Origin of the sequence: Vibrio sp. TRT 2004, assembly GCF_050113735.1 — a bacterium.
GTDB lineage: Bacteria > Pseudomonadota > Gammaproteobacteria > Enterobacterales > Vibrionaceae > Vibrio.
This window is the reverse complement of sequence record NZ_JBNJOH010000148.1, coordinates 1-656: the sequence shown is the minus strand read 5'-3', so window position 1 is coordinate 656 and position 656 is coordinate 1. Positions and strand designations below refer to the sequence as shown.

Sequence of the window (656 nt, the reverse complement as noted above, 5' to 3'; positions counted from 1 at the left end):
TTTTGTGATGGCAATCTGGAGGTATGAACAAGAAAACACTACCTCCTCCGCCAGATTTCGATTCGCCTGAAGAGGCGAAAGATATCATCCATTTTTTATGGAATAAGTTGGCAGAGCTTGAAGACAGACTAAATCAGAATAGTCGAAATTCTTCTGTGCCGTCATCACAACAACCTTTGTTTAACAAAGCCAAGAATACTTCGCCTAATCGGAAGAAATCTGGAAAAAAGCAAGGAGCTCAACCAGGTCATAAAGGTCATCGCCGACTGCTTCACCCAGTGGAAGACAGTGCCTCGGTTGAGCAATACTTACCAAACAAGACATGCCACTGCGGTGGTTGTGTCATTCCCAATCGAAAGCCCTATAAGCGGCATCAAATCTTCGATTTACCTGATATTTCGTATACATTAGTTGAACATCAAGTCTTCAAGGGTGAATGCTCATGGTGTGGCGATAAGCATCAAGCTGAGCTTCCAGAGTATGTGCCCGAAGTTCAGATGGGGCCAAATCTACATAGCTTTATCGCAATCCAAGCGACTCAGCACCATCAAAGCATAGGCAAAATACAATCGATGCTGAAAGATGTCTTTCAGTTGAGCTTCTCTATCGGTGCGATATCAGCGGCTCAGGGGCGAATAGCTGAATACTTAGCTGAT

At 44.2% G+C, this 656-nt stretch carries 1 protein-coding gene; it reads left to right on the top strand.

The genetic code is table 11. The annotated features are described in order from the left end of the window. Positions 1–23: 23 nt before the first annotated feature. Positions 24–656, top strand: a 633-nt coding sequence (locus tag ACQEXR_RS20325; RefSeq protein ID WP_427021056.1) for a DUF6444 domain-containing protein, incomplete at its 3' end; no start/stop codon positions are given.